Consider the following 21,976-nt stretch of genomic DNA (forward strand, 5'->3'; position numbering starts at 1 on the left):
GCTGGTCTGCACCGTGACCGAGTACAATGAATCACCCCGGGGAGTTGAAAACGCAATGCGGGTAAACGATGTAGCGACCCCGGCCGGCTCTGACATCATGGACATGGCCTCTCCAGTGCAGGGGCCGGGTGGGGTGATGTACCCCCTTACCCATCACCGCGCAGAAGATGTGGATATCGAATTCGTGCTTGATGTCGACGAATCCGAGCTTGTGGTGGCGCCTGACGTGACCCTCCTGTCCGGTGCCAAGGGCGGGCTGCTGTGGCTGGTCGGGATGATCATGCTGGTGGATATCGTGATCCTGGCCGGCCTTCCTGGCATGCTCGCCGACTGGAAGGACATGGTGGCCTCCACCATTGTTACCCTGCTGTTTCTGGTGCTGAGCGCAGCCTTCTGCGTGGGCATGGTCCGTTCGGTCAGGCGGGGGAACCGGGTGGAGCCCGTGCTGTTCAACCGGGTAGCCTGCACGGTTACACATTTCGGTAGCCAAGGTGTTCGCACCTACCCTTGGGAGCGGCTTCGGCCCTTTGTCCGGATCGTCCGCGTAGTGAATACGGTGGGCGGCGGCCAGGCCTACCAGCTCGTGTTGGCCGATGTGGATCCGATCACTGGCCGGGTTGACGCCGAGTTCGTCGCGGGTAAAGGGGACCTGATCGGCGCCGGGGTGCTCCGCTATGGATTCTTCAAGACGTATATGGACCAGCCCCTTGAGCGCTTGCCGAGCTTCGGCCTCGTATCGGCCAGCCCCGATTGGATGCAGCGCCTTGCACTGAGCATCTGGACCTTTCCAGGTCTCGCACAGCGATGGCTTGGCGAGCGACCGTGGTCGTCGCTGGTTGGCCTCGGCAGTGTGCTTAACACTGCCTTGGCAATGCCGCTGCAGATGCCGGAACTGCTTGCGGCCCGGATTTCACTGGGGCCGTACGGCGAGGGCGCTTTGGCGCCGTGGTTGAAGCGCTTCAACGCGCTGCCAGCCGGCACCACGCTACGGCGCTTGGCGCGTAGCCATGCGGCTGTCGTTGCGCCGGCGCGCAGATGCATCCCGGTTGCGTTGGCCATCGGGACGGTGTTCTGGGTGGGCGTGTTGTGGTTGCTGGCGGATGCCGCGCTTGGCTGAATGCTTGCCGGAAAGCGGGGATAATGAACTGATATCGCACAATGGAATGAGTGATCTTGGAATCGGACGAGCAAGCCGGAGCATTTCCGGATGATTTGAACCCGCCAAACGGACAGGCCGTGGGCCTGCTGCCCGCGGCTAGCGGGCAGAGCAGTCATCACGCTAATACGGGGGGCGGGGTAGTGCGTGTTTACCCGGACGGCCTGGCGTTCGTGGATCAGCTGGGCGCCATGCGGGGCTACCTGAGCTCTTTCGGCCTATTGGCCCTTCCGCTGGCGATCGCGATGCTCATCATGGGGATCAGCAACGGCTGGTGGCTGCCCTTGATCATGGTCGTGATCTTGCTATGGCTGGCGTTGCTGTTCATCCAGGTGGACTGGGTGGGGTTCCGCTACGAGCCGGTGCTGCTCAACCGTGCCTTGGGAAAGGTGCATGTGTTCAAGGCCATGGGTCTGCCATGGTGGCAGTGGGGATGGAAGTTGTGGGGTAATAGCCGATACGAGATAGACACGTACGACTGGTCATGCGTCCGCGCGGAGGTCGTGGAGTTCACCATTTTCACCGGTCAGATTTCACGACGGGAGTCTGGCCTGGTGTTTGCGATTACCGACGTACCGGGTGGGCGTGACGTGGTGCAGCGCTTTGGGGTGGGTCCCAGCTTCGGCTACGGCGATCTTGAATTCCCGGTTCAGCGCTGGGAGCATATTCGACGCTTCATGCGTTATGAGGGGGCTGCCTGGACGCTGATGGACAGCCTTTACGAGGACTGGGGCGTCGCGTTCTGGCCCTCGTTCTGGTTGCTTCAACCCCTGTTCGACGATCGCGCAGTCGCGTGGCGGCGAAAAGGGATCCTGGCCTGGATGGCTGGCGTAGGCATGTTGTTCTTCCTGCCGTTCACCGCCTACATGGGGCTGGTACGCTATCTCAGCTACCGCCTGAAACGGGAGCCCGCGTGGAGCAGGGACATTCTTGCCAGTCTCGGTGGCCCTGCGCTGACCCATGAACAGTTGAGCGCTTTGGCCCTGACAGATGCGAAGGTGAAGCCGAGCAAGGGATCCAAGCATCGGCGGCGCCGCCAAAAAAGCCATTGAGTGCTGGAGCGTGAGCGATGTACACCGGCTGGTTGAGGAAGTTCAAGGTAGACAGGCTGCTCGCGCCGCAAGAGCGCTATGAGGCACTGCCGCGGAATCGCAGTGGGCGTAGCAACGAACACCACTGTGTGATCCGCCTGAATTCCACCTACATGGACGTCGTTGATCGTCGATACCGCCTGCGCGGCATGGTGGCAACAACGGTGGGGACACTGGTGTGCACCATGATGGCGTTGTTCGGCATATGGCTGCTGGCGACGTGGGTTCCGAACGCTCGACCGGACGGGCGGATCGACGGGTGGCTGGTCGCGATCATACTGACGCTGTTCATTGGCCAGTTTCCCGTCATGTGGCGTTACACGTTTGGGCGTGATTTCTTCACCTATAAGCACTATCCGATTCGTTTCAATCGGCGCACCCGGATGGTGCACGCCTACACCGACGCCGGCCCATCCGGTGTCATCAGCGTTCCGTGGGAGCAGGCGTACTTCCATCTGGGACACGGTGAGGGCGAGACGTTCCTGCGGGATATTCGCTGCCACGTCATGGACGGGGAGATGGTCCGGAAAACGTTCGCCGTCGGCCACTATTTCGACGATCCCGCCACGATCCGCGAGATATGGGAGTTCATCCGGCGCTACATGGATGAAGGCCTGGAGCACGTGGTTGACGTGCCTGCGTCGGCGCAGTTGCACCTGTCCGTGGCGGATACCTGGAAGAACTGCTACCTCACGGTGATCATCAGCCTGGGTGAGGGGTTGCTTCCCTATCGCGCGGTGCTGATGCCGTTGTTGGTGCCGTTGGCAGCTTGCCGCTGGTTGGTTTTGAAGAGCAGCAAAGCGCCGCAATGGCCGGCGTACGTGGTGGCAGAATCCAGCGTCGACGTGGCAGATCCGCACCAGTTGCCAGAGCCGGCGTATGTCGGACAGTTCTATGAGTTCACGGCATCTGGTGGCTGTGCACGCCGAGAGAGGTAAGGGGCGATATGAAGAAGGCAGTGCGTGATCTCGTCCTTGGGATGAAAGATTTACCTGAGAAGGGAGGGTATTGGGGGCTTCTACTCAGTAAGAAGGGGGTGCCCGCAGATCTGGAGCCAGCTTCGGCGAGCGCGATTCAGTCTGTGAATGATAGATACATTTTGTTTGCTCCAAGTCTTCAGGCGTCGAACAGGGGTTTCGGGTTCGTCTTTGGATCTGTCATTGGGCTTGCTTTTCTTAGCATGTTTGTTTCTGTGCTGACAATATATGGGCTATACAATGATGCTGGTTTTGTCGTTGATAGGCTGATTGTTTTGCTCATACTCGCCATTCTAGGGGCTGGCTTCTTTGGCTGGGCGTATGTGTCGCTTCGCACTAAGGTGTCACCGCCTGTTGTGCTTAGTAAGAGGCTGCGCCGTTTTTACTACTGGATGAACAGCAAGGATGGCTGGATTTCCCTGCCCTATGACGATGTCCAACCCGTCAATATGGTGGCCAGGATGTACAGCACGGCAGGTGGATCGACGGCATACGTGTTGGCGATGGTCGACCTCGTGCCGGGTAGCCGCCGTATCCGCTGGTACCTGCCTCTCGCGGTCCCGCACCGGAGCATCGAGACGCCGGAACGCATCTGGGCGTTCATTCGCTGCTATATGGACGGTGCGCCGGAGTACCTTCCGCCCGTGGAGGCGCAACCTGCGATCGACGATCCCAGGGCTGATCTGGCGCGCATGGACCGCTTTCTCTTTGGCAGTTTGGTTGATGAGAACCATCGTGTGGTCCCCGGAGTATTCTCGAAGCTCTATGTTGGCTTTGTCGGGGGCACCATGTACTGGTTCGAGCGCGCCGGTTTATGGATATCCCGGACGGCGCCTCGGCCTCAGTGGCCCGAAGAGATTGCGGAAGAAATGGCGCTGCCGGTTGATTCCAGCGCCTACAAGGTTCGTGCACCAACACCCGCACAACGCCTGGCCAACGAGAACGCGCTGCCGCACATGCGACGGCGTTGGATGGTGCTCGGTGGCATCTCCACGATATTTGTCCTAACGATGTTTGCAGTTTTAGGTATCCCGCCGTGGTTCTAGGGTTCTGACGATGTCTGCTCGAGGGCAGCATGGCTCGCGCGAGCGCGTAGACTGGGCTTTACGCAGCCAGCCCCGATGGCGCCCGGTTGATGCCGGTCTTGACGGGCAACGCGCAATCCAGTGTGAGGATAGCGGGCACTCACGAAAGTTCCGGGGTAATTGTGGGTGGCGGTCGCTGACTCTCCTCCCGAGTGTGCGGCCAGAGAACCGCTGTGCATAGCGCTGCGCAGAGAGAGGGGCGGCAAGGGGACTTGAGGGATTGAAATGGATTACGCGGGTATCGATGCACGAAATCTCAGGTTCCCGGTCAATCGCCCCTTGACCGATGCAGAGAGGATGGCGCAGTTGGATCCGACCCGATCTACGGGTGTCGCACCTCGGATCGGGTTGTCCATTGTCAAACTCAACTCGACCTGCATTGAGCTCGTGGACCGTTGGTATCCGGTCAAGGGATTCAATGTCTGGCTGTCTGTCATGGAGGCGCTCGCACTGCGCGGGTAATGCCTTCGTACGGCAACGTCGTCAGCCGCCAGGCCTCGGGCTGGCGGCTCCAGCGTCGCCGTCTCCAGGGAATCAGCGGAGCCCGACCAACAGGAAACCAGACAGCGCGAAGAGCATGGCGAGCAGGACGGGGCTGATGGCCAGCAGTCGCTTCAGCGGTGATTGCCAGCCGGCGAATCGGCCCAGATAGCGGTAAACCGCTCGCACAAAGCCACAGCAGATCGCCATGACCAGCACGAAGTACACGATGTAAGTCCAGGTCCAGTTCACTCGATGCATCCAGCTTCAGAGGGCGGCTAGAGTAAGCCGGACCGGTGCGAGCGTCGAGTGGACATGCAGGCCAAATGCGGGTGTTCCAGCCGCGTGGTCGCCTCAGCCAAACACCGCCCGCAGCATTTGCCGTGCCACCACTGACCAGGCGGCAACGCTGATCAGCGTGCACGCCCCACAGACAATGGCGACGGTGAGGGCGGCTTTTCGCCTGCCGCGCAGCTCGCCCGCCAACGCTGGCGTGATGGCGTAGGGCGACGCCCCGCTGCCGTGGCCAGTGGACACCCCCGCAAGCGATGCCGGCAGCGGCACCCGGGGCCTGAAGCGTGCGTACACCATTCGGAATACCTGGTCTGGCCAGAACGCGACCCAGACCAGTACCGCCAGGAGATGCTCTCCACTCCAGAAGGGCTGCCAGTTGTGATCCCGCAACCCTTGGATGAACCCATGTGCGTCGCCACCCCCGGACAAGGGGCCAAATTCCAGCAGCGCTGACGTCCATGATCGCGGATTCACCACCGTCTGCATGGGGAGCGCTGTGGGCGCCTCATCCATGTAGCGGCGGATCAGCTCCCAGCTCTGCTGGCATGCCTCACGCCCCGGCATGGGGGCCTCCACAACGAAGCGCGCGCGCCAGGTCTGCGGGTCGTTCTTGAGGTACTCCACCAGTTCCAGCGCCACAAAGGGGCGTGAACCCAGTTGAGGCGGGCCGAAGCCAATTCGCACGTTCGGACGGACGTTGTCCCAATCAAGAACGAACGCCGTCTTGTTGGTGTAGTGGAAGATCTTGCGCTGCTTCCTGAGGAAGTAGACGTCGCTATGCTTGCTTCCAAAGCTGATGCGCCAGGCGAAGTAGGCGCCCGTAGCGCCACCGACGGCCAACAGTGCAGCCAGCGATACACTCAGTGCGCGCATGCCGAAACTGTCCATCGAGTCGCTCAGCACCGAAACACCTGCGCCGATGCCCCCAAGCGAGATGATCACGCCCGCAATGGCGAAGAAGGGCATGATCGATTCGATGACCGCTGCTGCGCCATCGTCGGACCACACCATCATTTCCTCGTCCAGGCGGATGATGTCCCGCATGCTGCCGGGCTCGGCGTTGCTGCGCAGCGGCAGCTCTCCTTCATGGATCTCCGGTGGCGGCGGTGTACTCACGGGTCGGGCCTCATTGCACGCACCGTCCTGAGCGCGCGGCGTCAGTAACTGGATCAAGCGCTGCGGCGACTGCCGCAGCGCGACCTCACATCGCCGGGCAGGCCGGGTCTTTGCCCGCAGCCGCGGCGCAGATCTTCTTGCGACAGTTCAGGCCGGCGGCCGACGTGGCGCTGCCGCAGCTGCGTAGCTTGGCCTGGATGTTGGACTTGGTGGACGCGGTGGCGTTGCGGCCGCTGATGTTGTCGAACACATTGTCGGCATCAGCGGCCTGCTTGCGTTCGTCGGCCTGGATCTGCGCGATCAGCGCGTCCATGGAATCCGGAGCGGCCTTGGCCTTCGGCTTGGGCTTGGCCTTTTCGTCTTCCTTGATGATGCCCATCAGCGTCCCCAGCAGGTTCTCGTCCCCCTTGGGCTTGTCGCGCGCGGTGCGTGCAGCCGCGGTGCCAGCGGCCGGTTTGCGCGCGGCCGCTGCAGCGGCAGGCGCAGCCGCCACCGCCGCGGCGGCGGCCGCAGGGTGAGCGCCCGGTGCGGGCTCTGCCGCAGCGCCGATACCTTCCAGCGGATCTGCCGCGGGCGCCGTGCCGTTGGCATCCACCGGAGCGTCGACAATGGTGGCGCCGCCAGGCGTGGACGCTGCCTCTGGCGCGGGTGCCGCAGGTGCGCTCGCTTCGGGTGGCAACGAGTACCCCATGGGTTCTTCGCTGCTGCCGGCAGACAGGCGCCATGCCGCGAACGCACCCAGCACCACGACTGCCGTTGCCAGCAGTGCCAGCCACAGCCATCGACGTGATCGGGTGCCTGGCGATGCGGCGGCGCGTGCAGCGCCGGCGACCGGGCGTCCTTCCATGTCTGCCAGGATGCGGCCCGTTGCCGGTGCCGCGTTCTTCGTCTGCGCTCCCCCTGAGAGCAGACTTGGTCGATTTATTCCGCCATTATTCAAGTGCATCCAGCCCTTGTTGGGTCGGCATCTGCCGAAAGCGAACCGCCCCATTCTAGTGACTGGGGCAGGACCGTCAACAACGAACAATACATGGAGGATCGGTGGTCGTCATTATCGGGGGAGCGGTGCTGCTGGTGCTGGTCATGGCCGCAGTCGGTTGGGTGCTGATGTTTCCGGAGTCGTTCGAACGCATCCAGGCCGCGCTGGGGCGCGTGTTCGGGCGGGTAGGGAATGCCGCCGGTCGTGCCGGGCGGCGGGTCTCGCAGCGCACCGACCGCCTGCAGGGTGGCGTGCGTGAAGAGCTGGGCGCGGCGCAGGGCGCGCTGCGCCGGCATTGGATGGTGCTCGCCGCGGCCGGCTTCCTGTTGCTGGTGCCGCCGGCGGTCATTCTGCTGACGCGGCAGAACGTGGTGCTTGATGAGTTTCGGGGCGATGACCTGTCCGAATCCGGCTCGATGGTCGCCCAGCTGCTCCGCGGTGAACGCCTGACCCCGCCCGCACCGCCGCCGCCGGAAGTCTTCACGACCGAAGAAATCCGCAGGACGCGACCCGAAATTGTGACGGCCGACAGAAAATGGGGTCAGATTGACCCGGATCTGCAGCAGCGTGTGCTAGCCATCTATGAAGTAATGCGCCGACAATACGGCTATGAGATGGTGCTGGTGGAAGGCTATCGCAGCCCGGAACGCCAGGCAGAGCTGATGAGCGGCGGCAAGGCCACGCGCGCCGGTGCCTGGCAGAGCTGCCATCAGTACGGGCTGGGCGTGGACAGTGCGCCGATCCGTGACGGCAAGCTGCAATGGGACATGGGCGACCCATGGACCCGGCGCGGCTACTTCCTGTACGGCGAACTGGCCGAGCAGGCGGGGCTGGAGTGGGGCGGCAACTGGCGCAGCATCAAGGACTACGTGCACGTGGAGATGTCGCAGCAGTGCCGTGCGGCGCGTGCGGCGAAGAAAGCTGAATTGGCGAAAGGGTGATACTTTCATCAGTCAGCTGATATCGTTGGCAGACGATCCGGATCAGCCCCGGGTAGCGGGGGCGATGGAGTCGCCGGATGCGGAAGCAATCAAGGAGCATGATTGATGTCACGACCATTCGTAGTTGTCGGGGATAAATTGAGTCACGGCGGTAGCGTGGTCACTGGATCGGGACAGACCGATATCGGTGGCAAGCCGGTGGCCCGCATCGGCGACAACGCCGTGTGCGTGGCACATGGGCCGACCACGATCGTCAGTGGCGATGCCACCGTGGTGGTCGACGGCAACCCGGTGGCGCGTGATGGGGACCGCACCGCATGCGGCGCCACCTTGATCGCATCACAGGGCACGACCGGCATCGGTTGACGGGCAGCGCAGGTTTGAATCAGCAGGATGGCTTGATGACTCAGGGAGCAGGACGCTAGATGTCCGGGATACTTGGGAAGGCGTTCTCGGTAATCGCGATCTTCGCGGTGGCATGGGGTGGCGCAATCTTCTATTGGCGCAGCACTGGCACGGTTCCGTCGGGCATGGAAATGCTCGCCTACCTGGGCCTGGTGCCCGTTGGCGTGAGCGGTGCCGGCTTCATGCTGCGCAACGCCGGGCGCAGCATGCTGGACAAGGCCGTGGATGCGGCCAGCAGCAGCGGCGACGCGAGTGCGACCAGCGCGCAGGCCGAGGCAATCACGACGCGGGCGGTGCCGTCGGTGGCGGTGCTGGGCGCAGACATGCGCCTGGGCGTGATGCTCGAGGCCGATGCGTTGCTGGACATGGCCGCCGCGCCGCCGCGCCCGTCGCTGGATGCGCGCTTCCATGATCGCGACGGGCTGCCGTTGCTGATCAGTGCGGACAAGGACCTGGACGACACTGCGGTGCTGCAGGTGCAGATGCCGGGCTTCACCACCCGCGATGGCGAACGCCGCGCGATGACCCTGCTGGAACCGGTGGCCGATACCTTGATGGGCCAGGCGCTGCTGGCGCTGCCCGAACTGGAAGTGGCCGAGGAGCGGGTGATTGCCGGCCTGCGCCGCCGTGACGAGCAGGTGGTGGGGCAGGTGCTGACCATCGAATTGCTGGTGCCGGCCGACTGGTCGGCCTCACTGCGCACCTACTGCGCCGACTGGCTGTACGCGCGGGCGGTGTACAACGGCCTGGACCCGCGCCGCTTCTCCATCAACGTGGCCGTCGCCAGCCAGGCGCTGGATGTCTGGTCGCGGCTGCAGCGTGTCACCGATGCGCTGGCCCAGGGCGAGCCGCGCTGGTACCTGCTGCTGTCGTGCAGTTCGGCGGTGGACCCCGGCACGATTGCCGCGTGGCTGGACAGCAACCGCATCCTGCACCGGCGCAACAAGGACGGGCAGATTCCAGGCGAAGGCGCCGCCGGGTTGCTGCTGGCCTCGTCGAGCCTGTCCGTCGCGCCCACCCCGCACCTGTGGCGCCCGCACCGCATGGAACTGGCCGAAGGCCTGAGCAATGCCGAGTCGCGTCGCCAGGCCGAGGCATTGGGCCGCGCGATGCTGGCCGATGCCGCACTGGCGCCAGAGCGCGTGTGCTTTGCCCTGCACGATGCGGATCAGCGCAGCCAGGTGGCCGTGGAGGCCTGCGCCGCGGCGGTGGCCGCCAATCCCGATCTTGAACTCGACCAGCAGACGCTGGCCGTGCCGGTATGTGCCGGCGAGTTGGGCCCGGTGCTGCCGCTGGCGCTGCTGACCCTGGCCCATGCGCATGCCGCACGCGGCCAGAGCGCCGCACTGGTGCTGTCGGTGGGCGCGCCGGCCCAGCGCGTGGCCGCGATCATCGATATTCCCGTTTTGAACGACCCGTCGACCGACACTGTGTCGGCGGCATAACCCTGGACGCCTAGATGATGTTGAGTAATTTCAGGTACTTCCTCGGCGATTACCGCCTGTGGATGGTGATTGGCTTGATCGGTGCCGGTTCGTTGGCGTACTTCGGCGCGGCCGAAGCCCGCCAGATCGGCATCTGGGTGGCCATCGCATTGGCAGCGCTGCTGTTGCTGGCGCTGGTGGTGTGGGTGATCAAGCGCATCCTGGCCCGGCGTGCGGCCAAGCGCGTGGAGTCGATGGTGCAGACGCAGGCGGACCAGGCCGTCGCCGCCGCGCCCTCGGCCCAGCGTGCCGATACCGAAGCGCTGCGCTCGCGCATGATGGAGGCGGTCAAGCAGATCAAGACCTCGCGCCTGGGCGTGCTCAAGGGCAAGGCGGCCCTGTACGAGCTGCCGTGGTACGTGATCATCGGCAACCCGGCGGCCGGCAAGAGCACCGCGATCCTGAACTCCGGGCTGCAGTTCCCGTTCGAGGACAATCGCAGCAATGTCATCCAGGGCATCGGCGGTACCCGAAACTGCGACTGGTACTTCACCACCACCGGTATCGTGCTCGATACTGCCGGCCGCTATTCGGTCAGCGTGGAAGACCGCATGGAGTGGCTCACCTTCCTGGGCCTGCTCAAGAAGAACCGACCGCGTGCGCCCATCAATGGCGTGATCATCGCGGTGAGCATTGCCGAGCTGTCCGGCAGCAAGCCCGAGTTCGCCATCGAACTGGCCAAGAACCTGCGCCAGCGCGTGCAGGAAATCACCGAGCGGCTGGAAGTGTTCGCGCCGGTCTACGTGCTGTTCACCAAGGCCGATCTGATCGCCGGGTTCAGCGAGTTCTTCCGCAGCCTGGATCCGTCCGAGCGCGAGAATGTGTGGGGCGCGACGCTGCCCTTCGACGTCCACGCGCAGGGCGATGCCCTGACGGCCTTTGATGCGCACTTCGACCAGCTGGCCGAAGGCATCAAGGAAATGAGCCTGTCGCACATGGCCATGCAGCGCGGGCGGGACGTCTCGCCGGGCCTGCTGACCCTGCCGCTGGAATTCGTGGGCATAAAGCCGGCGCTGCGTACCTTCATCGCCACGCTGTTCGAAGACAACCCGTTCCAGTTCAAGCCGGTGTTCCGTGGCTTCTACTTCAGCAGTGCGCTGCAGGAAGGCCACTCGGTGCACCACGCGTCCGATCGCGTGGGTCGCCAGTTCTCGCTGTCCTCGCGGGGGCACAACAGCGATGAAGCGCCGACCGGGCAGACCGCGTTCTTCCTGAAGGACCTGTTCCGCAAGGTCATCTTCTCCGACCGCGAGCTGGTCCGGCAGTACTCCAGCCCTCATCAGAACCGCCTGCGCTACGGCGTGTTCCTGGGCGCGGTGGGCGTGCTGGCACTGGCGCTGGGCCTGTGGACCTGGTCCTACACCACCAACGTGCAGCTGGTGAACAACGCGACCAAGGACCTGGAGCAGGCCGTCCGCGTGCAGAAGGATCGGGTGGACCTGAAGTCGCGCATCGATGCGTTGCTGCTGCTGCAGGACCGCATGGAGCAGCTGGACCGGTACAAGAAGGAGGGTGGCATCACCACCAGTCTGGGCCTGTACCAGGGCGACAATATCCGCGCCAAGCTGATGAAGGAGTACTACCACGGCATGCAGCAGGTGATGCTGGATCCGACCGTGGCCAGCCTGGAAGGCTACCTGGGCCAGGTGGTGAACGAGCGCGAGAAGCTGGGGCAGGGTGGCCCGGTGGCCGCCGAAAGCGACGTGCTGTACCAGAACGCCTCGCCCACCAACACCAATGATGCCTACAACGCGCTCAAGACCTACCTGATGCTGGGCAACCGCAAGCAGGTGGAGGGCGCGCACCTGTCGCAGCAGCTCACCCTGTTCTGGCGCAACTGGCTGGACGCCAACCGCGGCCAGATGACGCGCGAGGAGATGGTGCGTGCGGCCGAGAAGCTGATGAACTTCTACGTGGCCCAGTCCGCCGACCCGGCGTGGCCGCAGGTGCAGAACAAGGTGACCCTGGTCAGCGACAGCCGCCAGGCACTGACCCGCGTGATGAAGGGCCAGCCGGCCATGCAGCGCGTGTTCGCGCAGATCAAGGCACGTGCCGCGGCACGCTTCCCGACGGTCACGGTGGATGCGTTGATCGGCAACGAGCGCAACGGCAGCCTGATCACCGGCAGCTACGCCATTTCCGGCGCGTTCTCGCGCAAGGCGTGGGAAGACTACGTCAAGGATGCGGTGAAGGAAGCCGCCAGCACCCAGCTGAGCACCACCGACTGGGTGCTGGGTACCACCGAGCAGAGCGACCTGTCGCTGGCCGGCAGCCCCGAGCACATCGCGCGTGAGCTGGTGACCCTGTACAAGCAGGAGTACGCCGCCGAGTGGACCAAGTTCCTGCAGGGCCTGAGCGTGGCCCAGTTCGACAGCTTCGATGAAGCCGCCGCGCGCATGAATGCCCTTGGCGATGCCAACAACTCGCCGCTGCGCACGCTGCTGGAGAAGATCAACGAGCAGACCATCTGGGACAACCCGGCCGCCGAAGCGCGCTCGAAGAAGGCCAAGGGCGGGTTCGTGGCCTGGTTCCAGAAGACCATCCTGCGCAAGGACCCCGAAGCGGTGGCCCAGCAGCAGCCGGTGGGGCCGATCGGCAAGGCCTTCGAAGGCATCGCCAAGCTGACCACCAAGCGGGGCGACCAGCCGGCGGTGATCGACGCCTACTTCGAGACCCTGGCCAAGCTGCGTGCGCGTCTGAACGCGATCAAGGGCCAGGGTGACCTGGGCGTGGGCACCCGCAAGCTGATGCAGGACACCTTCAGCAATGAAGGCTCCGAGCTGAGCACGGCGGTGGCGCTGGTGGACGAGCAGGTGCTGACCGGGCTGGACGCCGGCCAGCGCGAAGCGCTGCGTCCGCTGCTGCTGCGTCCGCTTACCCAGACCTTCATGGCGCTGGTGGAGCCGACCGAAGAAGAGGTCAACAAGAGCTGGACGGCGCAGGTGTACACGCCGTTCGCCGACCGCATCGGCAAGCAGTTCCCGTTCAACCTCAATTCTGACGTGGACGCTGCGCCGAGCGACATCGCCGCGATCTTCGGCGCCAGCGGCAGCATCGCCGCGTTCAACAAGGACCAGCTGGGTACGCTGGTGCTGCAGCGGGGCAACCTGCTGGAAGCGCGTCGCTGGGCGGGCATGGGCATCAATCTGTCGGCCGATCTGGTCGCCAACTACGGCAACTGGGTCAGTGGCAGTGCAGCCGGTGCGGCCGCGCAGGACACCACCATCTTCGAGATCCTGCCGGCGCCGGCGACCGGCGCGCTGGAGTACACGATCGAGATCGATGGGCAGACGCTGCGCTACCGCAACACCCCGCCGCAGTGGACCACCATGCAGTACCCCAACGTGGGTCAGGTGCCGGGCGTGAAGATCACGGCCGTGGCGTCGGATGGTCGTACGGTGGAAGTGTTCAACGCACCGGGCAGCAACGGCTTCACCCGCCTCATGCGGGAAGGCTCGTTCGAGCGCCTGGAAGGCGGCAGCAGCCGCGTGACCTGGAAGGCCGACAACGTGGAAGTCACCGTAGAGATGCGCGTCGTACGCCGCGCGGGTGAGTCCTCCGGCGGCGGCGATTGGCAGCGCGGCGCGCAGTTGCCGGCCCGCGTGGCCGGTGGCGCAGCCCCGGCCACCGCCGCACCGGCGGCCCCGGGCACGGCTCCTGCCGCGGCACCTGCGCCGGCGGCAGCGCCGGCCCCGGCCCAACAGAGCGGAGGTTCGCGATGAGTCGTGTGGTCAGTGCGGGCGTGTCGTACTTCGGCAAGGTGCCCTCGCGCGGCGATTTCGTCCGCGCCGCCGACAACCACCAACTGCTCGGCTGGCTGGACCGCTGGGCCGGCGAGAGCGTGGAACTGCTGAGCCAGAACCCGGACTGGAAGCGCGTCTACGACGACTCCCCGGAAATCCACTACGCGTTCCTGGGTTCGCGCAGCAAGCTGGTGTTGTGCGGGCATTTCCTGCCCAGTCGCGATGCCTCGCAGCGGCGGTTCCCGCTGTTGTCGGCGGTGCGCCTGGAAGCCACCGAACCGCTGCCGTTCATCGGCCGCAGCCCGCTGGCGATGTCCAACGCCTGGTCGGGGCTGTCGCGGATGGCGCGGCAGGCGTTCAACGATGAAGACGCAGGCAATGCACTGAACGAACTGGCCGATGCGCGCTTCAGCATCAGTACCGACCCCAGTGCCTACAACGCCACCTTCCGTGATTTCCTGGAAGGGCAGACCATCGGGTCGATGGAGCGCCTGCTCCGCGATGCCGGTCATCCGGACATCTCGCTGAAGAACGCGCTGCTGGCGCTGGGGCTGCTGCTGCAGCCGGTGCTGGGCGGCGGCGATGTCAACGTCGACCGCGCCCTGGTGTTCCCGCTTGTCCGCGATCCGCTGTACCGGCCGCTGGTGGCGGCGTTCTGGCTGGATATCGTGGCCTGCTTCGTGGCCCGCGGCGACTTCGAACTGGCGGTGCTGATCCGCAACGACGCCGCGCCGTCGATGCTGGTGGGCTTCAATGGTGCCGACCGCCACGCGCTGCGCGCGGTGCTCGACCCGGCCGAAGCCGGCGACTTCCTGATCCGCCTGCAGGAGGCCCAGTGGGTCGAGGAATACCTGCACAGCGACTACAACCTCAACCGCCTTGCCAGCTACCTCGATCGTGACGATCTGGCATTGAGCACGGCGCGCAGCCTGTTCGGCGAGACTTTCCTGGGAACCTGACCATGCGCCTCCGCTCTACTCTCATTGTTGCCCTGGCCGCGTTGTCAGTCACCGGCATTGCCTTCGCGCAGGCCCCGGCGGCGGCGGCCACCGAGCGCCCGGTCGTGATCGAAGGCGTGGTGCCCGACCAGGCGACCAAGGCGCGGTTGCTGAAGAACCTGCGGGAGGTCTACGGCGCTGATCGCGTGGTCGACCGCATCCAGGTGGAATCGATCGCCACGCCGCCGAACTGGGGCGAGTACGTGGCCGGCATGATCACCCCGGGGCTGAAGCGGGTGTCGCCCGGCAAGCTGGAAGTGAACGGCCAGTCCGTGCGCGTGACCGGCGAAGTGGGCAACGAAGCGCTGCGCCAGCAGGTGGCCAGCGACCTCAGCCTGGCCAGCAATACCTCCTACACGGTGACCAACGCGCTGAAGGTGGGCTCGCAGCAGAAGCTGCTCGACCAGACCCTGGCCAACCGCATCATCGAGTTCCAGAGCGGCAGCGCCAAGCTGACCCCGCTGGGCATGAGCATCCTGGACGAAATGGTGGCCAAGATGGCCCTGATGGGCGACACCAGCTTCGTTATCATCGGCCATACCGACAACGTCGGTCAGCGCGAAAGCAACCTGGCGCTCAGCCATGCACGCGCGCAGGCGGTGAAGGCCTACATGGTGCAGAAGGGGATCGCCGGCAACCACCTGGACGTGCTGGGCAAGGGCCCGGACGAGCCGGTGGCCGACAACACCACCAACGACGGTCGCGCACGCAACCGCCGTATCGAGTTCAAGATCCAGTAAACCGGTAACGCTCGACGGGCTTACTGCCCGTCGAGGTTCTGGTTGATGTCCAGCATCTCTTCCATCTGGTCGAGCACGCTGGAATCCTTGATGACCCGCTTGAGCCACACGTGCAGCGGCATCTCGCCCCAACGCGCGGCCTTTTCGGCCAGGTAGGCCACCGGGCTGTGCGGTTCGGTGCGGCGGAAGAACTCGGCCACCTGGCGCAGTTGCTGCAGTGCTTCCTTGCGGCTGGTGGGCGCGCCGGCCGGGCCACGGGGCGCAGCGGCGGTCGCGTTATCGGTGCTGCTCACCTCTACCGCGAAGCTGTCATCGGCGGCGATTTCTGCGGCCATGTCGCCGTCCAGCAGCACGCCCGCGTCGCGCGCGAAGCGCATCACCGTGCGCTGCAGGTGTTCGATCTGCTCGCGCACCGCGCTGAAGCTGGGGCCATCCAGGCCCAGGCGGTTGTCGACCGCGGCCTGCAACGCGGCCAGCGCGTCGGCGCATTCCGGCAGAACCTCGACCAGCTGGCGATAGAACTCGTGCTGGGTATCGCGGCGAGCCGCTTCCAGCTGTTCCAGGCCAGGGCGATCGTCGTGGTAGTCGCCGCCATTGCTGGCCCGCGAATGCGCCACTTCGAAATCGGACAGGCTGAAGCGGCCCTGCGGCGCGGACACGATCGGCACGTTGCGCAGCCACTGCAGCGAATTGCTGAGCAGCCAGCTGAGGTTGCCGATGCGTTCTTCCTGGTCATCATCGACGGCCACAGGATGCACGTCGTCCCAGTACTGATCGCACAGCCCGGCCACCACGCGGTAGCCGGTGGTGAGGCCACGGAAGCCCTCCACCTGGGTCGCCGCTTCGGTCAACCAGCCGGCCAGGCGCAGGTCCTTGGTGCGGGTCTGCAGCAGGTCGGCGCATTCACGGGCGACGCTGCTCCAGTCGGCGTACTTGATGTCGGTCTGCCACTCGCCCTGGTCCAGGGTCGGGTCATCGGCACGCCGGCTCTCCTGGATCCGGTCGAACTCCGGCGAGAAGGAAAGGTCGTCGCCGGTGGGGGCGTGGTCGGCAATCGGGGCCAGCAGGGCATCCTGATCCAGCATGGCAAATCTCGAGATGGGAACTGCGGTGATTCTAGCGTGGTGATCGTGGGCTGCGGAAATCACGGCCGTGACAGTTGGCTGCGACAGGGAAGATCACGACTGTGTGAAATTGTGATGTTAAGCACGCTTGCGTGTAGGAATTCCCCGGTACCGGGGCCACCGTCGATTTGTTACGGTTCCTGGCGTGGACACGGAAGTCCCGGTGAGTCGGGGCGGCGATTGTGCCGTCGTGGGAGACCCTCACTGCGCGGTCAACCTCGGGTGCCGACCCCGAGCAGGGCGCCCCTCGGGCTGAGGACAGGTGCGCCTCTTCTCCTGACGTTCTCACTGGTTGCATGGCTGAAGTCAAAAGAAGAACGACATGCGTGGTAGGACAATCTGGCTGCTGGGCTTGCTCGTTCTGCTGCTGCCGCTGTTGGCAGCGTGTCGTGGACGTGAGGCCGCTACCGAAGTCGGCATTCTTGGCTACAACCACACCGACGGGGACATACCGCAGTTCACCATCAATGGTGGCAACGGTGGATCTGCCCGGCGTCACGCCGAAGGCGGCACTGTCTGCTGCACCTTGATGCCGGACCAATGGAAGCCAGGCATGGACGTACAGGTGCGGTGGACTAATGACCTGACCACCTACCATCAGGCAACCGTTCCCGTGCCCCGCTACGAGAGCATAGGTAATCTGGCGGTGCACTTTCTCCGCAATGGCGAGGTAAAAGTATTTGTCACGTCCATGGTCCTTGGCCATCCGGAATACCCCTTGAGTGGATCGGAGGCTGGTCTGCGTGAGGGGAACGATCCAGTGTGGAAGAGTTTGCTTTAAGCGAAGCGTCTGAAGACGCGAATTGTAGACAGCGCGAGTGAATGTAAGGTACCCATGCTTGCTCAGGATCAGCGGTGTTATAGAAGATGACATTGAGGCGGAAAGATGACGATGCAGCGTAAATCGGCGTGGCTGGGATGTTCAGTGCTTTTTATCGGTTTTTTGCTTGCTGCGTGCAGGCTAGCGGATGACATGGGACCGGTTGGTGTGCTGGGCTACAACCACACTGACACTGACATCTCGCAGTTCCTAGTAAATGGGGCAGCCGGCGGCAGTTTTGTCGAAGCACACCACGAAGGTGGCACTTCCTGTTGCGTCTCGATTCCGAAGAACTGGCGGTCTGGATTGACGGTAGAGGTCGAATGGACGACGGACCTAAAGAGTTACAAGCGACGATCGGTCGTCATTCCAGAATACGAGCCCTCCGACGGGCAGATGGTCGTGCATTTCCTGCGAAATGGCGATATGAAGATCTTTGTGACATCGCTGTTTCCAGGGCATCCGAACTACCCGCTAAAAGGTCCCGAGTCCAGTTTAATGAGAGACGGCAGTGCTATCGGCAATGAATGGAAAGGGAAAGAGGAAGAGGGATGAGCCATCGCGAACCGACCGGCGCACAGCCGATGCCATCGGATGGCCGTCGTTTGCTATCCGGTGCTGAAGCCCAGCGCAGGGCCAGCGCAATCGCATGTATGAGGAAGAAGGGCTCGGAGTGCCAAGGCCAGGTTGAGGTGGCGGGGCGCCAAACTGTGATCCGCTCGTGTTCTATGTACGCGGACGGTGTCGAATAGGCTACTGCTCGCTGTATGCTTTCTTGGGCAAGGTCTGGCTGAAAATGCGATCGTCTCGTCTCGTCTCGTCTCGCTTGCCGTGGCATGGGTCGGCGATTTCAAGGGAGCAAGCAGTATCATCGAGCATGTGCGCGTACCAAGGTGGCTCGCGAGTGTTCAACCAACCTTATAGTCGGAGAATGTGAGGTGTCCTCGGTAGCGCTTGTGCGAAACGCGGTATCGCTGCTCTTCATACTGGGCTTGGGTGCCTGTCAGGCCGGGGCGCAGTCGGTTCCGGTAGGTGTGGTTGGGTATAACCATACCGACACGAGAGTAGCCGAGTTCTCCGTCGACATCGGGGGCGGTGGTAGCTTTGTTCGCGCGCATGACGGTGGTAGCTCCACTGTTTGCTGTGCCCGCGTTCCTGCCAAGTGGCATCAGGGATTGCAGATTCAAGTCAAATGGACAGGCGATCTAAAAACCTACCACCGTCGTGCGGTGCCGATTCCGGACTACGGCGTCGAGGTCGGTCATCTGGCAGTACATTTTCTTCGAAGCGGTGAGGTGCGGTCCTTCGTGACGCCGTTCTATCTGGGGCATCCGCGCTACCCACTTACCGGTGAGGAGGCTGGGCTGAGTGCCGGCGAGGATACTGTTCGAGAAGAGTGGCGTTAATGGTCTAGCGTGGGACGTTTTTGGGTGGTGTGATTAGGTGCGGATGCACGAGGAGTGCCGTGGCCTCTCTACGTTGCCGCCCGGCAGTGTCCCGTCCATTGGAGGTGCATTCCAGCAGTTGGGTATGGCGATGGGGGGCTGAGCGAGGGTGGAACGTTCCGCGCGAAGCGGGATGTCCGCAGGGCCAAGCTGCAGGCAGTGACGTATTTCGGTCATCTGCGCTGCGCGAAAGTGTGATTAGAGTCTCATTCGGACCCCGATCCAGCGAGACGGTGTTGGGTTTCTGACGCATCTGGTACATTTCGCGGTTGGGAAAGGACGTCCCGCGCCGCGGGATGACAGCTGGCAGAGATGGCATTGGACGCGTTGAACTCTTTATTCGCACAGGTGGCGGGCCTATCGGGTGCCCCGCGTTTGCATCGTCTGGCCCTGCCGGGGGCGGGCGACCTGGTGGTCGAGCGGTGGAGCGGCGAGGAATCGCTGTCCACGCATTTCGATTACGTGATCGATTTCCTCTCGCTCGATGCCGGCCTCGACCTGGAGGCATGGCTGGGCCAGCGCGCGACCTTGACTACGCGGGCCGCCAGCGGCGCCGATATCGAGCGCGTGGGCCTGGTCAGCGACGCGACCCTGCTCGGCAGCGATGGCGGTGTGGCGCGCTACCGGATCGGCGTGCGGCCGTGGACGTGGTGGCTGGAGCACGGTCGGCACAGCCGCGTGTTCCAGGAGCGCAGCGTGCAGGACATCCTGTCGTCGGTGTTCGACGGTTACAAAGATATTGCCCGCTGGCAGTGGAGTGACGAAGTGGCCGGTTTCCTCGGCGCCGAGCGCAAGCGCAGCTATTGCGTGCAGTACCGCGAAAGCGATGCGGCGTTCGTGCAGCGCTTGCTGGCGGAAGAAGGGCTGGGCTGGCGCGTGCAGAACGACGCCGAGGCGCCGGCAGGCCACTGCATGGTGATCTTCTCCGACAGCGCGACGCAGCCGGAAGACGCGACGTCGTCGAGCAGCGGCGTGCGTTTCCATCGCAGTGCCGCCACGGAAAGCGAGGACACGGTGCAGGCGTTGGGTCAGTCGCGTCGGCTGGGCAGCAATCGGCTCACGGTCTTCAGCGGTGACTACAAGCGCAGCAGCGGGCAGGGCGCGCAGGTGCCGGTCAATGGCGGCGGCAGCCAGTCCGCGCGCGAGGCCTATGATCCGGCCGGCGCCTATGCGTTTGCCGACAGCAGCGACGGTGACCGCTTGGCGGGCCTGCAGGCCGAAGCGCACGAAGCGCGCAACCAGGCGTGGCGCGGACGCAGCAGCGTGCGCTCGCTGTGTGCGGGCCAGTGGCTGCGGATCGGCCAGGTGCCCGCGTCGGCGCCGTCGGAGGTGCTGCTGACAGGCGTCTGGCATCTCGGCGTCAACAATCTTCCCGTGGACCTGCGGGCGTCGCTTGCGCAGGCATTGGGCGCTGCACCTTCCGCGCATCCGGTCGATCCAGCCGTGCACGAGCGCGCCGAAGCGGTGGGCTATGCCAATGCCTTCACCGCGATCCAGCGCACGACGCCGTGGCGGCCGGTGCTGCATGATGACACCGGCGTGCGCCTGAACCCGCGGCCGCTGGCGCCGGGCTATCAGACCGCGATCGTGGTGGGCGCGCAGGGCAGCGCTGCCGGCGCCGGCAGCCACGAAGTCCACGCCGATCTGGCTGGGCGTATCCGGGTCAAGTTCCATTTCCAGTCCGGTCAGGGCGATGGCGCGCGCGATAGTGCGTGGCTGCGCGTGGCCCAGCGCTATGCCGGTCCGGGCGTGGGCAGCCAGTTCCTGCCGCGGATCGGTCAGGAGGTGCTGGTCGGCTTCCTCGACGGTGATATTGATCGCCCGGTGGTACTGGGCGCGCTCTACAACGGACGCGGCGAAGCCGGGGTTGCACCGACCCCGGCCGGCCAGGCCGCCAGCGCTGACACCAGCGCCTATGCGCAGGCCGCCGATGCACGCGCCAGCGCGCAGGCCAATGTGACCGGTGGACACGCGCCGGCCTGGCATGCGGCCGCCGGCGGCGACGATGCGCACCGCCATCCCGGTGCACTGTGGGGCCTGCGCTCCAAGGAGTGGGGCGGCAGTGGCTACAACGCGCTGCTGTTCGACGACAGTGACGCCCAGTTGCGCGCACAGCTGCTGACCACCCAGGCGGTGACCAGCCTCAACCTTGGCCACCTGATCCACCAGGCCGACAATTTCCGCGGCAGCCTGCGCGGTGAGGGCTTTGAGTTGCGCAGTGATGCCTGGGGTGCGCTGCGTGCGCGCTCGGGGCTGTGGCTGAGTGGCTATGCGCGCGGCGCGCAGGGCAAGGCCGGTGATGCGGCGCAGCCGGTCGCGCTGCTGACTCAGTTGCAGACGCTGGGCACCTCCTTCGCAACGGCGGCCAGTACCCACCTGACCAGCAAGCTGGCCGCGCACGAAGGTGCGCAGCAACCCAACCGCTCGCGGCTGGTGCAGGACAAGGCGCCGCTGGCCGCGCTGCTGGCCAGTGCGCGCACCACCGTGGAGGGCGTCGAGTACGCGTCGGCCCGTGGACAGGCGGCCGAGCGCGATGCTGGTGCCGGCGAGAACAAGGTGCCGCACGTCGGCGATGCACTGCTGGGCCTGGCCGCGCCGGACGGCGTAGTGCACGTGGCCGGGCAGGCGCTGGGCTGGGCGATCGGCGAGACCCTGACGCTGGGCAGCGGGCAGGCCAGCGAAACGGCTGTGATGGGGCAAATGCGGCTGCATGCTGCCCAGAGCGTGGGCGTGCTGGCGACGGCGGTGCAGGGCAAGGCGGCAACGGTTGCTGCGCTGAGCGTGGTGGCCGGGCAGGGTGAGCTGGACGTGCAGGCACAGCAGGACGAACTGCGCATCCAGGCGCAGGCCGCGCTGAAGATGGCCAGCGCCCAGTCGCAGTTCGACCTGGCCGCCGGCAAGACCCTGCACGTGGCCACCGCCGGCGGCGCCAGCGTGACCATCGAAGGCGGCAACATCACCTTCACCGCACCGGGCAACATCGTGGTGCATGCCGGCAAGAAGTCGTTCACCGGTCCCAGCAATTACCAGGCCGAGCTCAAGAGCTGGGTGCATGGGGACCTCAAGAAACAACGCATCATTGGATTCTCGGGATGAGC

At 64.6% G+C, this 21,976-nt stretch carries 18 protein-coding genes; 14 read left to right on the forward strand and 4 right to left on the reverse strand.

The window, feature by feature from the left end; all coding sequences use genetic code 11:
• Positions 1 to 13: 13 nt before the first annotated feature.
• From DX03_RS08825 to DX03_RS08840, 4 genes are read left to right on the forward strand one after another with little or no spacing between them, the layout of a single operon-like run.
• On the forward strand, positions 14 to 1,117 hold the full coding sequence (locus DX03_RS08825; RefSeq protein ID WP_185753504.1) for a hypothetical protein: 1,104 nt from the start codon (positions 14 to 16) through the stop codon (positions 1,115 to 1,117).
• Between the two features lie 56 nt (positions 1,118 to 1,173).
• Positions 1,174 to 2,208, forward strand: coding sequence for a DUF6708 domain-containing protein (locus tag DX03_RS08830; RefSeq protein WP_185753505.1), 1,035 nt, complete (start codon positions 1,174 to 1,176; stop codon positions 2,206 to 2,208).
• A 17-nt stretch (positions 2,209 to 2,225) separates the two neighbouring features.
• Positions 2,226 to 3,185, forward strand: coding sequence for a DUF6708 domain-containing protein (locus DX03_RS08835; RefSeq protein ID WP_038688023.1), 960 nt, complete (start codon positions 2,226 to 2,228; stop codon positions 3,183 to 3,185).
• Positions 3,186 to 3,193: 8 nt separating this feature from the next.
• Positions 3,194 to 4,270: a DUF6708 domain-containing protein gene (locus DX03_RS08840; RefSeq protein WP_185753506.1), complete on the forward strand. Its 1,077-nt coding sequence runs from the start codon at positions 3,194 to 3,196 to the stop codon at positions 4,268 to 4,270.
• Positions 4,271 to 4,843: 573 nt separating this feature from the next.
• Here DX03_RS08840 and DX03_RS08850 read toward each other — a convergent pair.
• From DX03_RS08850 to DX03_RS08860, 3 genes are all read right to left on the reverse strand, one after another.
• Positions 4,844 to 5,041: a hypothetical protein gene (locus tag DX03_RS08850; protein WP_038688029.1), complete on the reverse strand. Its 198-nt coding sequence runs from the start codon at positions 5,039 to 5,041 to the stop codon at positions 4,844 to 4,846.
• Positions 5,042 to 5,143: 102 nt separating this feature from the next.
• On the reverse strand, positions 5,144 to 6,199 hold the full coding sequence (locus tag DX03_RS08855) for a hypothetical protein (protein ID WP_185753507.1): 1,056 nt from the start codon (positions 6,197 to 6,199) through the stop codon (positions 5,144 to 5,146).
• 85 nt (positions 6,200 to 6,284) lie between these two features.
• Positions 6,285 to 7,145, reverse strand: a complete 861-nt coding sequence (locus DX03_RS08860; protein WP_185753508.1) for a hypothetical protein — start codon at positions 7,143 to 7,145, stop codon at positions 6,285 to 6,287.
• A gap of 95 nt (positions 7,146 to 7,240) precedes the next feature.
• On the opposite strand from DX03_RS08860, the gene DX03_RS08865 reads away from it, so the two are divergent.
• From DX03_RS08865 to DX03_RS08890, 6 genes are all read left to right on the forward strand, one after another.
• On the forward strand, positions 7,241 to 8,119 hold the full coding sequence (locus DX03_RS08865) for a M15 family metallopeptidase (protein ID WP_038688035.1): 879 nt from the start codon (positions 7,241 to 7,243) through the stop codon (positions 8,117 to 8,119).
• A 105-nt stretch (positions 8,120 to 8,224) separates the two neighbouring features.
• Positions 8,225 to 8,485, forward strand: coding sequence for a PAAR domain-containing protein (locus DX03_RS08870; protein ID WP_038688037.1), 261 nt, complete (start codon positions 8,225 to 8,227; stop codon positions 8,483 to 8,485).
• Positions 8,486 to 8,544: 59 nt separating this feature from the next.
• Positions 8,545 to 9,969, forward strand: a complete 1,425-nt coding sequence (locus DX03_RS08875; protein WP_185753509.1) for a hypothetical protein — start codon at positions 8,545 to 8,547, stop codon at positions 9,967 to 9,969.
• Positions 9,970 to 9,983: 14 nt separating this feature from the next.
• Positions 9,984 to 13,730 carry a type VI secretion system membrane subunit TssM gene (gene tssM, locus DX03_RS08880; RefSeq protein WP_244880206.1) on the forward strand — a complete coding sequence of 1,249 codons (3,747 nt, stop codon included), beginning with the start codon at positions 9,984 to 9,986 and terminating at the stop codon, positions 13,728 to 13,730.
• Positions 13,727 to 14,710, forward strand: a complete 984-nt coding sequence (tagF, locus tag DX03_RS08885) for a type VI secretion system-associated protein TagF (protein ID WP_038688038.1) — start codon at positions 13,727 to 13,729, stop codon at positions 14,708 to 14,710. The genes tssM and tagF overlap by 4 nt, the downstream gene beginning before the upstream one ends.
• Positions 14,711 to 14,712: 2 nt before the next feature.
• The gene (locus tag DX03_RS08890) at positions 14,713 to 15,489 is read left to right on the forward strand and encodes an OmpA family protein (RefSeq protein WP_081797200.1); all 777 of its coding nucleotides are present in this window, start codon (positions 14,713 to 14,715) and stop codon (positions 15,487 to 15,489) included.
• Between the two features lie 20 nt (positions 15,490 to 15,509).
• On the opposite strand, the gene tssA is transcribed toward DX03_RS08890, so the two are convergent.
• Positions 15,510 to 16,574, reverse strand: coding sequence for a type VI secretion system protein TssA (gene tssA, locus DX03_RS08895; RefSeq protein WP_038688043.1), 1,065 nt, complete (start codon positions 16,572 to 16,574; stop codon positions 15,510 to 15,512).
• Positions 16,575 to 16,965: 391 nt separating this feature from the next.
• On the opposite strand from tssA, the gene DX03_RS08900 reads away from it, so the two are divergent.
• The 4 genes from DX03_RS08900 (at position 16,966) to DX03_RS08905 (ending at position 21,974) form a co-directional block, all read left to right on the forward strand.
• The gene (locus tag DX03_RS08900) at positions 16,966 to 17,394 is read left to right on the forward strand and encodes a DUF3304 domain-containing protein (protein ID WP_244880207.1); all 429 of its coding nucleotides are present in this window, start codon (positions 16,966 to 16,968) and stop codon (positions 17,392 to 17,394) included.
• Between the two features lie 105 nt (positions 17,395 to 17,499).
• Positions 17,500 to 17,988, forward strand: coding sequence for a DUF3304 domain-containing protein (locus DX03_RS20680; RefSeq protein WP_244880208.1), 489 nt, complete (start codon positions 17,500 to 17,502; stop codon positions 17,986 to 17,988).
• 281 nt (positions 17,989 to 18,269) lie between these two features.
• A complete protein-coding gene (locus DX03_RS20685; RefSeq protein WP_081797201.1) occupies positions 18,270 to 18,839 on the forward strand; it encodes a DUF3304 domain-containing protein in 570 nt (189 codons plus the stop codon).
• A 351-nt stretch (positions 18,840 to 19,190) separates the two neighbouring features.
• On the forward strand, positions 19,191 to 21,974 hold the full coding sequence (locus DX03_RS08905; RefSeq protein WP_081797202.1) for a type VI secretion system Vgr family protein: 2,784 nt from the start codon (positions 19,191 to 19,193) through the stop codon (positions 21,972 to 21,974).
• The last annotated feature ends 2 nt before the right edge of the window (positions 21,975 to 21,976 follow it).

The sequence above is a fragment of the Stenotrophomonas rhizophila genome, assembly GCF_000661955.1.
GTDB classification, from domain to species: Bacteria; Pseudomonadota; Gammaproteobacteria; order Xanthomonadales; family Xanthomonadaceae; genus Stenotrophomonas; species Stenotrophomonas rhizophila.

Excerpts from the sequence above, each read along its gene's own strand:
- DX03_RS08835 (WP_038688023.1), top strand. The coding sequence starts at position 2,226 with ATGTACACCGGCTGGTTGAGGAAGTTCAAGGTAGACAGGCTGCTCGCG.
- DX03_RS08840 (WP_185753506.1), top strand. The coding sequence starts at position 3,194 with ATGAAGAAGGCAGTGCGTGATCTCGTCCTTGGGATGAAAGATTTACCT.
- DX03_RS08860 (WP_185753508.1), bottom strand. The coding sequence starts at position 7,145 with ATGCACTTGAATAATGGCGGAATAAATCGACCAAGTCTGCTCTCAGGG.
- DX03_RS08870 (WP_038688037.1), top strand. The coding sequence starts at position 8,225 with ATGTCACGACCATTCGTAGTTGTCGGGGATAAATTGAGTCACGGCGGT.
- DX03_RS08875 (WP_185753509.1), top strand. The coding sequence starts at position 8,545 with ATGTCCGGGATACTTGGGAAGGCGTTCTCGGTAATCGCGATCTTCGCG.
- tssM (WP_244880206.1), top strand. The coding sequence starts at position 9,984 with ATGATGTTGAGTAATTTCAGGTACTTCCTCGGCGATTACCGCCTGTGG.
- tagF (WP_038688038.1), top strand. The coding sequence starts at position 13,727 with ATGAGTCGTGTGGTCAGTGCGGGCGTGTCGTACTTCGGCAAGGTGCCC.
- DX03_RS08890 (WP_081797200.1), top strand. The coding sequence starts at position 14,713 with ATGCGCCTCCGCTCTACTCTCATTGTTGCCCTGGCCGCGTTGTCAGTC.
- tssA (WP_038688043.1), bottom strand. The coding sequence starts at position 16,574 with ATGCTGGATCAGGATGCCCTGCTGGCCCCGATTGCCGACCACGCCCCC.
- DX03_RS20680 (WP_244880208.1), top strand. The coding sequence starts at position 17,500 with ATGACGATGCAGCGTAAATCGGCGTGGCTGGGATGTTCAGTGCTTTTT.
- DX03_RS20685 (WP_081797201.1), top strand. The coding sequence starts at position 18,270 with ATGGGTCGGCGATTTCAAGGGAGCAAGCAGTATCATCGAGCATGTGCG.
- DX03_RS08905 (WP_081797202.1), top strand. The coding sequence starts at position 19,191 with ATGGCATTGGACGCGTTGAACTCTTTATTCGCACAGGTGGCGGGCCTA.